Raw genomic sequence first — 13,270 nt, 5'->3', positions numbered from 1 at the left:
TCTATTCCAGCAATATTGAACGATTTATTTTGCTTCCAGTCCATTCTTAGAAAACGATATTGTGGTATCCTCATTCAGATACAGCTCGTAGTCCTCTGTCAGGTTGTTGACGCTCATATAAAAAGAATATCTCATGGTACCATCGGGTATTTCTGTTGAATAGAATAAAAACTCGGAATTCTGGTTATCGGACAACTCAAATGTATCATTATTATCCTTTGGCTTCCAATTGCCAAACAGATAGTAGTCATTGGTATAGTTGACATGATAAAGGTCTATTATCCCTCTACCCGATTTTGTGTTAATATAAAACGACTCAAGTTTACGGACTGGTGTAATCCCAGGAAGTTGATATCCGCGGGAATTTTTTGGTAAAAACTCCATACCAGTGGTACTGCCCTTGATAGAAAGAATCAGACAGGATTCATCGCCCTCTAACACATCTGTAATGTGGTCCATATTCATATAGTAATACGCGGACCTGGCAGTGGGGAAGGTAAGAAAAAGGTTCTCCGGTGGGAACATCGTAGATACCGACCACAACACAAGAACCAGGATAGCGCTCAGTATGGTCATCCACTTTTTATGTACCCATTTTGATTTCCGAACCAACACCAATAATGCTACAAAAATGGCTCCAAATACAAGGAACCGGATACTCGTGCCTACCATATTTTTTCTCCTTTTGATACAAACTCTTTTTTGAAATTGTTTATCGCGCTGGAAACGGCAACACTTTCTTCCTGTTTAGAGCACTCCAACACCGCCTGTTTGATTTTGCGGCAATTGGAAGGAGTAACCATATCGCCCAACAGATGGAACCCAGCACAACGAACACGGTAATCCGGATGGCGCAAATTCCGCAACAGCAAATCCAAATAGCGTTCCTCCCGCTTTAACAGATAGAGCGACCGGTAACAGCGAATTGTTACCCCTGGAGCTTCCTCCGTTTGCAGATGTTCCAGCAGTAAATGGAAACATTCTTCTTGTAGTTTCTCCCCCAGCGATAACGCAATATCTGCCAGCGATAGCACAACATAGCTTCGCACCAAAGGGGTATCCTGCAATTTCATTGTCAGCATCTGATAGGACGCTGGGCTTTTGGAACTTCCCAAAGAATCACAGGCATTCACCCGCACCAATTCTTCCGGATCATTTACCAGGGGGTACAAAAGCTGGAGCAGGCTTTCCTCCTCCACATTCGCCAGCACCTGTGCCGTCCGCAAACGGACTTCCCCGTTTTTACACCGGATAAAAGCGGGGCAATACCGTTTCATCTGGGCAAGGTTGGGCTGTTCTTCCCAACGGTCCATCAGATCTAATTTTTGGTAAAAAGACAGCTTTCCCATTTCTTTTTCCTCCTTGGGGAATCCATCCGTTAAAACCCATTTTGTTTCAAATCTGCCACCAGCTGCACATAAAATTCCCGCACATCAAAACCTGGGATGTTCTCCCGGTTCAGGTCAATCATATCCCCATGGGAAATTCCACGGCTGCCCGGCGTAGTTAAAAAGGTGTGTTTGTGGTTGTGGAACTGGAAAGAGGTCTCTGCCACCAATCCATCATTGCCGCCATCAAAATGTTTTACTAGCGGGTAGGAAAAATTCAATGGGAACTTCCCACTGATGGCGTGGTTTAATTTGGAGCCCACTGTCTGGTAATAAACCTGGGGGGAATCGGGCATCTGTTCATTTAAGTTTTTGCAGGCGTTGGAAGAAAGGTCGTTCACCGCTGCCAGAAAATCCGGGGAGGTATCCCCCAACCTTTTTAAGGTACTGTTATATTTGGAGGCAATTCCGTTTTGGAACTTGACCGAAACCTTATTGAGCAGGTAATCCACAAACAAGCATCCCTGATGCGGAGTGTTGATTGTGGTGAGGGAAGCCACATAGGGTGCCGCTCCCATCTGGCTGATGGCGTACCGGCAATCCAAGCCGCCTTTGGAATGGGCGATGATGTTCACCTTTTCGCATTTGGTTTCCTCCACAATTTGCTGAATCCTTTTGGTCAGCTCACAGGCGCTTTCCCGTACCGAAGAAGCGGAATGGTGGTTCCCATAAAACAAAACCGCCCCGTTTTTCTTCAGCTCCTCCGGAATCCTTCCCCAATAATTCAGATATTTAAAATCCCGGAAAAATACCCCGTGTACCAATAAAATAGGGTATTTTGTGTGGCAGATTTGTTCCTGCTGCCGTTGCTGGTTTAACCGCATTTTTTGGGTTTCAAACGAAACCTCCGAACAGACAACATAGATAATGCTGCATAACGCCCACAGATTGGCGATGGGAATCCATCCACAGACAATCCCAATCACCCTCCTTCGGATGCCCAACTGCAAAGAGGTGCAGTAAACACGGATAATCCCGTTCCAAAACAGGATGCTCTCGGTTAAAATGGCAACCAACGCGCTCACCACCCAAACCAGCCAGTGGCTTGGAAACAGCTGGAACGCCATTACAATGTGGTACACACCGGATACCACAGAGGTCGCCAAAAATAAGATTAACAGTTCCGCCCCATCTGCCGCAATCCGGAGCCGAAAGGTGGGAACTTTAAAATTGTGGATAGAAGGGAATACATTGACAAAAAGAAAAAACAACAGCAAAACCGGTAGAAGGTACCAAAGTTTCCATTCTACCAGAAAGAAAACACAATTTACTATCATGGAAATAAGAATGATGTACAAAATCCTTACCAGATTTTTCACAGAATTCCTCCTTACAAAATGTTTTTTTGGTAAAATCATAAACTACCGTTTCCATCCAGGAAAACAGTTGCACCCACTGGTTAAATATTGTCGTACCCGATTCTGTAGAAATCAATTTGTATTTCTTAAGGATACCAATGGATCACCAAAAAAGTACAAGCAGGAAGTGAAATTCACCCCCTGCTTTTCATTTATGATTGGGAACTTTCGGTTTGAGTATGCCCCTCTGATGGATCCGTTGAGGATGAACTGGACCCTTCTGGGGTTGAACTGGATTCCTCCGGTTGGGAAGTTTCCGGTTCAGAAGAAGTATTTCCTTCCGGTGGAACCTCCGAAGGAGTGGATTCTACTGGTTCGGACTCCTGAGGAGGGGTAGATTCCGCTGGTTGAGAAGATGCCTGGGAAGAATCCTGGCTTGGTGGATTCCCTTCAGAAGGCATCGATGGAGTTGTTTCCGGCGCAGAAGATTCCGGAGCCATTGGTTCCTCAAAATCAGGAGCCGGTTCCGATTCCATCCTTGTGCCGTCTTTTACAATCACAATCGCCTGGCTGTACATACCACGGTAAGCGGATTCCACTGTTTCTTTTCCATAATAGGTTTGCGGCTGCCTACGCAATGGGTCGTTAAAAATATACCCGCCATCGTCATATCCCACCATCAATAGGCAGTGTTCTGGCGTTTTCCAATAAATTGTCCTTCCATTGTAGGTCCATGTCCTTGACAATTTTTCTGGCTGCATTTCCATAGTCCCCCATACAATCACCGGAATATCATTGTCAATGTATTGGGTACACAATTCCTGTAATGGTACATCGTTAAACATTTTTGCGGTATAGCCTGTACCAGCTAAAATTTGATCCAGGGCTTTTTTAATCACACGGGCATAACATCCATAACCGCTGGTGGACCGAGGGTCTCCCCCAAAGGATTCGTCTGGGTCAAAAGGAAAACCTGTTTTGTATAAATAGTTGTCAATAAAGGTATCCACGCTCATATTGATGCCAGCATAGTTCAACGCCATTACTGCGCTGACGCTTTCGCATCCGGTTGGATAGGCACCTAACTGAGAAATAAATGGAGCTTGTATTACTTTGGAGTTGCTGGAAGGAAGTTTTGATTTTGTTTCCTCAAAAATCCGGATTTCAACCCCGTCAATATCATTTCCTTCTAATCCCGCATTATCGGATCCGGTATCAATACTGTCTGGCAAATTAAATTTTAGTTTTACCCGTTCCATCCAGGCAGGGTCAGCGTTGCTCACCCATGGGAACCAGCCAACACCTACGGTATGTACTCGGTACATGACTACAACAGCCCCTGTTTGCAGGTTGGTGCCATTATCGGTACTACGGGCTTCAATATCCAACAATCGGATTGGTTTTCCCGGATACCCTGCGTAGTCGTTTTCAATACTGGTTACCCTTGGATAAAATGAAGTTTTCCCACTGTTCAGAGTACGGTAATACAAATAATAAGGTTTGCTTGGGTCTGTTTGCAGTTTTAAACCGTCAATCGGGTACGCTGACGCTGATGTATGAAAATCATGCCAAGTATTATTGGAGAGATAGCTCATAGAAGCGGTTGTTTCCACCATGATAGTACTTGGCGCCAGATAACGCATGATAATGGTTGCTGCTACCGCACGGCCAGCTTCCCCTTGTGGGTTAATGATGGATTGATTGTTTTCCCCTTTGATAATCTCGTTGGCGAGGGTCCATTCAATCGCATCCCTGGAAAAACCACTTACATAGCCGCCATCCGGAAAATGATTGACCGATAACTTATAGGAGGTATCAACCCCTTTATAGTTAGCGTAGCGATATAGGATGGTCGCAATCTGTTCCCTAGTGATATTGACCTCGGTACCAAAGTATCCATTGCCATAGCCTGTTATAATACCTTCCCTGTTTGCCCAAGTTACCGCGTCAGCATAAAAAGTCCCATCTGGAACATCCGCGAAAACAGGGGTATATTCTATTGCAGGAGACCCCTCCATACGGTATAAAACCGTAGCAAACTGGGCACGGTTCATCTCCACTGCTGGATTAAATAAAGTAGGGCTTATCCCTGTCATAATATTGTGGTCGTACATGTATTTTACTGCGTCGTAACACCAATCCGCCTCTGAAACATCCGTATATGGAATGCCAGCCGCCCTGGATTGTACATCTTGTTGTTGTGCCTGAAGCTCAGTTTGGCTAACTGGCTGCTGTAAATCCGCTGCAGAAACTGTAATTGCAGTAGAAAACAGCAGAACTGAGCTGATAAAGCCAGCCATCAACCGTTTTAATGCGATAAACTTTCTCATAAATTCCTCCAAATTCTTTGATATTTCGACAATAGAAAGATAAAAAATTACCCTATTATGAATCAAATCAATATTTTTATTATAGCATAGATTATACCACAGTCAATTCGCATATATTACATAATTTACCACTAAAAACAAAAATTTCGAGCAAATTTTATAATAAATACTACAAAGCAGATTATTCATATATAATACATAAAATAACTATCAGCTGCAACTTTATTGAGTTGCAGCTGATAAATTTTTAATTACAAAAATTTTTACAGAGCATTACATTTGATACCGTTCCATAAAGCGCATAAAGATAGTTGCTCCAGCGGCACGGCCGGCTTCCCCTTGAGGATCAATGATACCTTGGTTGTTCTGGCCTTGGATAATGCCAACTGCAAGCGCCCATTCCATGGCGTCCTTCGCGAAACTACTTACTGAGCTTCCATCCACATATTCGTCAAGGGATGCTCTTTGCGAGGTGTCCAGCCCGACATAGTTAGCATATCGGTATAGCAATGTTACGATCTGTTCCCTTGTGATATTCACCTGGGTTCCAAAATTGCCATCATCATATCCGGTAATAATGCCATTTTCCGTTGCCCATGTGATGGCATCAGAATAGAACCATCCATCCGGTACATCTGGGAAATTCGGAGTATACTCTACTTCTGGTTCCCCTGCCAGGCGGTACAATACAGTAGCGAACTGGGCACGGTTCATTGGTACTGCCGGATCAAATGTCGTTGGGGTTGTGCCTGTCATAAGCTCTTGTTTGTATACAAATACAACAGCGTCATAGAACCAGTCGCCATAAGCCACATCGGTAAATGGCTCATTGATATCAATAAACTGGTACTTATTTTCATTCGCAAATGTTTCTGGATAAGTTCCGCTTAAACCATAAACTGTAGTCAACTTGGTACATCCATCAAATGCGGATTGGCTAATCTTAGAAACATTTGGTAATATAACAACTGATTGTAAATTTTCACAACACGCAAACGTCCAATTATGTATGGTAGTAACACCTTTAGGGATTGTAATATTTGACAAACCATAACACATTCCAAACGCAAATTTTCCTAACTCAGTAATGCTATCTGGCAATACTATATTTGTCAAATTCGTACAATAATAAAATGCAGCATTTCCTATACGGGTAACTGTTTCTGGAATTACAACACTGGTTAGCTCTTTACAATGGGAAAAAGCATAATCTCCAATACTGTTCACCGTATCTGGAATAATAACTTCCCCTCCAGAACCAGTGTATTTTACCAATACTCCGTTCTCAATTTGGAAATCGCCCTGCTGCTCTGCATAAGCAACTGGAAATTGTGTTTGTGATGGTTCCGCCGCTGTTACAGAGATTGCTGTAACAGAGCAAGCCATTACCATACTGACAAATACAGCTAACGACCGTTTTACAATGTTAAAATTTTTCATACCAATACCTCCTTTTTTTATTTTGGTAAATTAAAATAAACGAACCTCTGCAAATTTTGTTATCAAATAAATGCTATTTTATTCTCGAAACGTTATCTTACCCTAATATAGGAGAAAAAATCATACAAACCATCTCTAAGCTATTTATAGTAAAAACAATGATTCAAAATGATATTGTCTTGTATAGTATCCAATATCATTGGAACGAAAAGTTGAGGAGAAACCTCATAAAGATGGTTGCCCCAACCGCTCGGCCCGATTCCCCTTGAGGATCAATAATACCTTGGTTGTTCTGGCCTTGGATAATACCAACCGCAAGCGCCCATTCCATGGCGTCCTTCGCGAAACCACTTACGGAATTTCCATCTACATATTCATCAAGAGATACTCTTTGTGAGGTATCCAGCCCGACACAGTTGGCAAAGCGGTATAGCAATGTTACGATCTGTTCCCTTGTGATATTCACCTGGGTGCCAAAATTGCCATCGTCATATCCAGTAATAATGCCATTTTCCGTTGCCCATGTGATGGCATCAGAATAGAACCATCCATCCGGTACATCTGGGAAATTCGGGGTATACTCTACTTCTGGTTCCCCTGCCAGGCGGTACAATACAGTGGCGAACTGGGCACGGTTCATTGGTACTGCTGGGTCAAATGTAGTTGGGGTTGTGCCTGTCATCAAACCATATTGGTACATAAATGATACAGCATCATAGAACCAATCACCATAAGATACATCCGTAAACGGTGCGTTTAAATCAATAAACTGATAACCATTTTCTTTTGCGTAAGTTGCCGCACGAGTTCCGCCATAGCCATAAATCGTTTGGAAATTCTCACATTTCATAAATACTGCTTCCTCAATAGAAGTAACATTTTTTGGAATGCAAATACTAGTCAAAGAATGGCAATACTCAAACGCTAATAATCCTATACTGGTTAGGCTATCTGGTAAATGAACCGTTTGCAAGTTGTCACATCCATTAAATGTAAATTCGGAAATTCTGGTTACCCCTTCTGGAATAGTAATTTCAGTTAAGCCATCACAATTTTCAAATGCTCCTATTCCAATCTCACGAACCGATTCCGGTATCATTATTTCCGATAATGACCAGCACGATTTAAAAGCATATTCGCCAATAGCAGTAACACTATCTGGAATTTCAATGGAAAGCAAATCAATACAAGGATAAAAAGCATGATCTCCTATTTTGGTAATACCATCCGGTATTATTACAGTACCTTTTGCGTATCCGGTTCCGAATAGGGTAGTACCTACCACAAAAGTTGGGTTATTTTTTCCCCAAATGGTATCGTAAAAAACAGTTTCCCCTACGGTTGCTAAACGATTTGGAATCTGTACTTTTTCCAGTTTTGTACATTCCAAAAACGCAGAGCCTTCTATTGTTGTAACACTATCTGGAATAGATACTTCTGTTAAACCACAATTGGAAAACGCCCTTTGCTTAATTATGGTAACACTGTTAGGAATCGTCACATTTTTTAGACTTTCACAATACATAAAAGTAGCTCTTTCTATTGCGGTGACGCCTTCTGGAATAACAATACTTTCTAAATTCCCGCAATGATAAAACGCTTCCTCTCCGATACTGGTAACAGTATCTGGAATGATAATAGAAGTTAATTCAGGAGACCTAAAGAAAGCATTGTCCCCTATTTTTGTAACACCATCTGGAATTACCACCTCTCCTTTTGCATATCCGGTTCCAAACAGAGTAGTACCTACCACAAAAGTTGGATTGTTTTTCCCCCAGATGGTGTTATAAAAAGCAAGTTCCCCTACTGCTGTTAGGTTGGAAGAAAGGGAAACCTCCTCCAAATGATAACACTCCATAAAAGCATACTCTTCAATGGTTGTAACACTATCCGGCATATGAACAGAAACCAATGTTTGATTTCTAGCAAAAGCCAATTTACTAATTTTGGTTACCCCATCTGGAATGACCACATGTTCGGCGTTCCCCGTATATTCTAGAAGCACACCGTTTTCATCAATCTGGAAACCATCCTGCTGCTCCGTATATGCCACCGAAGCAGTAGCTTGTGGCAAGCCCTCCGCCGAAACAGAAACCCCGGCCATCGAACATGCCATTACCATACTAAGCAACACAGCCAATGTCCGTCTTATAATCTTAAAATTCTTCATATAATTCGCCTCCTTTTTCGATATACGAAATGTATACTTTTTCGTTCGTGCAAATAAATACTCAAAACTCTGGAAATCTATTAGCAAATTAAGCCTAAATTAATTATTTTTTGTAGAATGAAAAGGTATAATTTTATTATATCATACAACTATTTGTAAAACAATAAAAAAATCTAACAAAAATTACTAATCCAATATAGTAAAAATCATTGTTAAAACTTACATATTTGATAACTCTACCATACAAAACAAAAAGCATCCGTTCAAATTATCCAATGAAACTCTCACACTTATCCTTAAGCATATACAGAGGATTTTACAAAATCAATATGAAATAACTGTATTTCACTTTATCATTCATTTTTACCGTTCTAAATTCATCCTATGTTATTTCTTTCAGAATAAATGAGTTTATCCAGGTTTTATTTCAATAGAAGGCAAAAAACTGGCCCCATTTTTTCAATGGAGCCATCATCTTACATATTACTTAAAATTTTATAGTTGGTAAAATTCCATAAACCGCATAAAGATAGTCGCGCCTACAACACGGCCAGATTCCCCTTGTGGGTCAATCATACCCTGGTTATTCTGTCCTTTAATAATGCCTACGGCTAACGCCCATTCCATGGCGTCCTTCGCAAACCCGCTTACAGAACTTCCATCCACATATTCATCCAGAGATACCCTTTGTGAGGTATCATATCCCATATCGTTTGCATAACGGAACAGCATCGTTACAATCTGTTCCCGGGTAATATTGACTGCTGGCCCAAAGTTGCCATCCTCATAACCAGTAATAATGCCGTTTTGAGTTGCCCATGTAACAGGGTCAGAATAGAACCAACCATCCAATACATCTGGAAATTTCGCAACATAGTCTGTTTCTGGTTCCCCTGCTATACGGTACAATACAGTAGCAAACTGTGCTCGGTTCATTGGTACTGCTGGGTCAAATGTAGTTGGGGTAGTACCCGTCATCAAACCGTTTTCATACATATACTGGGCGGCGTCATAAATCCAGTTATCCGCCAGGTTTGCCGGAGTATCTAAGTAAGGTGGGTCTACCTGGGTTGGGTTGGCTGTAGGGCCAGCACACTGGATATCCGCACACCGGAATATTAATTGTTCCCCGTTATAAGACAACACATAGAATTTATCCTGATAGCTTACCCCAATGTTACGGACGGTTTTGCCCTGGTGATATAACAGGTTTGTGTCCCCGCTCCAGTTGCCATTGGAAGCGTCAAAACGCCAAGTGTCCATCATGGAATCCTGCCCCAAACCGGATACAGGTCCTGTTACAATTAAGCCGGTATCGGTTGCGCCGATGGCGTAATCCAGGGTTTGCATAGGGTCAAACTGGCTGTTATTGTCGCTGAGGAAATCATCCTCATATTCGGTCCATGTGGTTCCATCGTAAACCATGGTGTTGTGGTAGGTTTCCATCTCATCCCCTAACAGCACGCCCCACAGTCCGAAATAGCCTCCTGTCACCACTAACTGGTCGCCGGAAACATAGGCTTTGGCTCCGGCACGGGCCGCTGGCATATCCGGCAGCATCTCCACAATCTCTCCGGTGTATGGGTTGATGACAGCAACACTGGCAAGCGGGTTGCAATCAAATGTTCCGTCGCCGTTATCCATAACCACTTCCCCGCCAACCGCAATCAGGCGGTTTTGGTAAACCACCAATGCTTCGGAACCGGATAACTGGGTTGGCGTCGTTGTCCAGGTATTGGTATCCAGGTGGTAAGTACCCAACATGTTAGAGCCTTCACTTGAAATATAGCTCAAATAGATTTCATCCGTTCCCGCTGCCATGGAGGAAAACTCACTCCATCCTAAATACAGGATTTCTTCTGGAAGCGCCACTTTTTCCCACTGGTTGGTTGGGATATCATACATTTCTAAATAGAAATCATTGGTATCTGCCATATAACCGAAAGATACAATCTTATCGCCAGCCGCTGCCATAGCGAATGGCAAACCATCAGCGGAAGTCAATCCATATCCCATAGAGGAACCATAGTCAAGATTTGGCGCGTTTAAGGAAGTAAACCCTTTCGTTGGCACGCTGATATTGAAGAAATCACGGCCATAATCCCCATCTTTAGAGGTTACGATGATTTCCTGTTTGCCAGAAACATCTTCTGGCAAGGTAAAAGTAATCGAATTATCGTTCCATTCCTGTACAGTCGCTTCTTTTCCTCCAACGGTCAAATTGCCCTGTTCCCCAAAGAAATACCCGGTCAGGGTTGCGGTGCTCCCATCTACCTGGATATCATTTAGTACAGGCACTAATTTTTGGCCGTCAAAGCAGGCCGATGCGTCGATAAATCCCTGGGATACGGACTTATCTTCTAAATCAATCGCTTCTTCCCGGTTCACTCCCCCTTTGATACGGGCGGAAACCTCGTTGATATCATATAGCCTTGCGCCGGATTCATCCGCCTTGGAAGCTAATAAAGCGGCAATCCCTGTTACCATTGGGCAAGCCATAGAAGTACCATCCGCATAATAATAAGGGATTGCGGATTTTCCAAATCCAACATCATCCAACCGGAATACAGCGTCCCCTGTTTTGTTCTCTAATGTTCCGTTTTTCGGTACGAAACGCAAAGAAACTGTGTCACCTTCTGCTTGCAGGAAAGAGGTTTCCGCCAGCTCCGAGGAGGATTGGTTCCAGTTATAGTCAGTAAACCGCAATCGGGCAGATAAAGGACCTTCCTCAGAATAAGTTGTGCTGGGAAGCTCCTCCCAGTTGCCATCTTCATTATAATATTGAACCACTAACGTTTTTCCATACATGGCATTGTCAATTCCACCCTGTAACGCGAAGTAGACAGGCTGGTTCAAGTCGATATTGGCCAAGTCAGATTTTTGGAAGTTCATCTGGATCGCGAAGTTTTCCCCTTCCTCAATCCCAGTCAAAGGAAGCTGCAACCCTTTGGAACTGGTATAGCCTGGAGTCAGCTCCTGCTGTGTTGCGGTTTCCACTACATTGCCTTCCCCATCAATGAGTTGCAAAGTAACCGATGTATCCCCATCCTCAAAATCCTTATAAAAATAGGATTCGCTTTCCTCCATCAGTTGTGGGAGGTACTGCGGTGGCATCTCGTGCTGATCATAAGGGAACATACTGGTATCCGAACTAGTTGGGGCAAGGATTTGTGTCCCTGGAGCGAATACATCCACCGTAGTTTCCCCATAGCAGGAGAAATAAGCGGCATACCCCTGGCTTTCCAGTGCGCCGACGGTAACCAGATAAGGGTTATAATTTGGATTAGAGCCCACGTTCAAGTCGTTGTTGGTGGAGGAGTTCCCCGCGGCAAAGCAGGATAACACCCCTAATTTTCCCACTGCGTCAATAGCGGTTGTAATGGAATGAAGTTGTATTCCATTATATTCCGCAACACCCCAAGAATTATTGATCGCCACAACATTGACGCCTGCCTGTTTTGCAGCCTGGATGTAGGCATATCCTTCCACTGCCCCGCTAATCGTATCTTGTTCTCCTCCTATAAATTTAACCGCCATGATTTCCACATCTGAGTTAATACCAGCTGTGCCTTTGTTGTTGTCCCATTGGGAAGCGATAATGCCGGCGCAGTGGGTACCGTGACCAACTAAAGTATCCATTGGATCGTCAGTCTGCTCCATTACGCCACTGGCGGAAGCGTTGTAACCGTATTTTCCACCGCCCATCGCGGTTAATGTAGGGTAATTTAATCCATCGTCCCACATGACGCCCTGCAAGTCTGGGTGGTTGTAGTCAACGCCGGAATCCAATACCGCCACAACAGGGGTATCGGTTGTGGTATTGTCCATCTGGTTCCATGCCTGATTCAGGTTGGCGTCTACAGTTGCCCTTCCAGATTCCTCACCATTGTCCATCTTGTTATCCAATGCCCACTGGTAGTCGTAATAAGGGTCAGTAGGGCTATTATATGGCTCCACGTAGTAGTTTGGTTCCGCATACGCTACCATCGGGTTGTTTTCCAATTCTGCAATCAAATCCTGGGTATCCTGCTGGCTTTTTACCAACACCAGGCTCTGTTCCGCTTGATTGGATGCGGAACGGGCTTTTCCTTGCGGTTCGGATGGGATTTCCATCAGGGTTTCCACTTCAAAGCCAGCGCTCCTACTCCGATTTGCCCGGTAAAGCGCGTCTGCTCCTCCATTGATGCATACAATCGCTTCCCCTTCTACATAATTAGGGTTTGTATCCACTTCTGCCTGTCCGGCAGCCCATGCCCCTGTCGTGAGTACACTGGCAGCCAACGACGCAGCCAGTACTGCACTGATTAACTTTTTCATAATGCACTCTCCTTTTCTATGAAATGAATTCTTTGGCTGTCACAAACGTTCCTCCTTTCTTCCACTGTTGTGATTGAGCAGCCATATTGACCTGGAACCTGCCTGGGAAGCAATTGACACAATGCTGCCAGGCGTTCCCTTTCCAGTTATGTAAAGCCCAAAAGGATGTTGTCTACACAACTAGTGTCCTTCTATAATAAGCGCCCAACGGTAAGCTATCTGGGAAAAGCTGAATTTTATCTGATTTTGTCAATAAAACAACAAGGTATCCCCGCTTCCTTTCATAAGATAAAAGTCTAGTTGGTGCGTATTATCGATGCCCTATCA

7 protein-coding genes are annotated in these 13,270 nt (G+C 43.4%); all 7 read right to left on the bottom strand.

The window, feature by feature from the left end:
• Positions 1-24: 24 nt before the first annotated feature.
• The 7 genes from H8Z77_RS02515 to H8Z77_RS02485 all read right to left on the bottom strand — a co-directional run bounded on the left by H8Z77_RS02515 (position 25) and on the right by H8Z77_RS02485 (position 12,943).
• A complete protein-coding gene (locus H8Z77_RS02515) occupies positions 25-672 on the bottom strand; it encodes a hypothetical protein (protein ID WP_186996077.1) in 648 nt (215 codons plus the stop codon).
• On the bottom strand, positions 666-1,349 hold the full coding sequence (locus tag H8Z77_RS02510; RefSeq protein WP_186996076.1) for a HEAT repeat domain-containing protein: 684 nt from the start codon (positions 1,347-1,349) through the stop codon (positions 666-668). The genes H8Z77_RS02515 and H8Z77_RS02510 overlap by 7 nt, the downstream gene beginning before the upstream one ends.
• Positions 1,350-1,378: 29 nt before the next feature.
• Positions 1,379-2,707, bottom strand: a complete 1,329-nt coding sequence (locus H8Z77_RS02505; protein ID WP_366471778.1) for a lipase family alpha/beta hydrolase — start codon at positions 2,705-2,707, stop codon at positions 1,379-1,381.
• A 191-nt stretch (positions 2,708-2,898) separates the two neighbouring features.
• Positions 2,899-5,016, bottom strand: coding sequence for a C39 family peptidase (locus H8Z77_RS02500; RefSeq protein ID WP_186996075.1), 2,118 nt, complete (start codon positions 5,014-5,016; stop codon positions 2,899-2,901).
• Between the two features lie 273 nt (positions 5,017-5,289).
• The gene (locus tag H8Z77_RS02495) at positions 5,290-6,456 is read right to left on the bottom strand and encodes a leucine-rich repeat protein (protein WP_186996074.1); all 1,167 of its coding nucleotides are present in this window, start codon (positions 6,454-6,456) and stop codon (positions 5,290-5,292) included.
• A gap of 196 nt (positions 6,457-6,652) precedes the next feature.
• Entirely contained in the window at positions 6,653-8,626 is a 1,974-nt protein-coding gene (locus H8Z77_RS02490; protein ID WP_186996073.1) for a leucine-rich repeat protein, read from the bottom strand.
• Between the two features lie 495 nt (positions 8,627-9,121).
• A complete protein-coding gene (locus H8Z77_RS02485; RefSeq protein WP_186996072.1) occupies positions 9,122-12,943 on the bottom strand; it encodes a S8 family serine peptidase in 3,822 nt (1,273 codons plus the stop codon).
• Positions 12,944-13,270 lie beyond the last annotated feature (327 nt).

Source organism: Clostridium facile, assembly GCF_014297275.1.
GTDB lineage: Bacteria > Bacillota > Clostridia > Oscillospirales > Ruminococcaceae > Massilioclostridium > Massilioclostridium facile.
Note: the sequence above shows the minus strand (reverse complement) of the source record. Positions and strands in the feature narration are given on the sequence as shown.

Coding starts and splice junctions, on each gene's coding strand:
- H8Z77_RS02515 (WP_186996077.1), bottom strand. CDS start 672: ATGGTAGGCACGAGTATCCGGTTCCTTGTATTTGGAGCCATTTTTGTA.
- H8Z77_RS02510 (WP_186996076.1), bottom strand. CDS start 1,349: ATGGGAAAGCTGTCTTTTTACCAAAAATTAGATCTGATGGACCGTTGG.
- H8Z77_RS02500 (WP_186996075.1), bottom strand. CDS start 5,016: ATGAGAAAGTTTATCGCATTAAAACGGTTGATGGCTGGCTTTATCAGC.
- H8Z77_RS02495 (WP_186996074.1), bottom strand. CDS start 6,456: ATGAAAAATTTTAACATTGTAAAACGGTCGTTAGCTGTATTTGTCAGT.
- H8Z77_RS02490 (WP_186996073.1), bottom strand. CDS start 8,626: ATGAAGAATTTTAAGATTATAAGACGGACATTGGCTGTGTTGCTTAGT.
- H8Z77_RS02485 (WP_186996072.1), bottom strand. CDS start 12,943: ATGAAAAAGTTAATCAGTGCAGTACTGGCTGCGTCGTTGGCTGCCAGT.